Below are 201 nucleotides of genomic sequence, written 5' to 3'. Positions count from 1 at the left end.
CCCCCGCCGCGGCGACCCACGCCGAGGTCGAGGTGGCCCGGTCCGGCATCGGCTGGCCGTCCAGCGGGTGCGGCCGCTCGGCCCCGCGGGCCGGCGCCGGCACGACGAGCGCCGCGCCGCAGGCGGCGAGCACTGCGACGCGGAGAGCACGCGGGACGCCCACCCGGCTGCTCGCCCGGCCGCCGGACGCGCCGCGCAGCG

1 protein-coding gene is annotated in these 201 nt (G+C 84.6%); it reads right to left on the bottom strand.

Annotated features, from left to right (window positions below; translation table 11 throughout):
• Positions 1-201: hypothetical protein (locus tag QWY28_RS24385; protein WP_300955460.1), on the bottom strand; the 201-nt coding region annotated here is incomplete at both ends.

Origin of the sequence: Nocardioides oceani, assembly GCF_030412965.1 — a bacterium.
Taxonomy (GTDB): Bacteria; Actinomycetota; Actinomycetes; order Propionibacteriales; family Nocardioidaceae; genus Nocardioides; species Nocardioides oceani.
The sequence above is the reverse complement of the archived record's forward strand: the minus strand, read 5'-3'. Positions and strand labels throughout refer to the sequence as shown.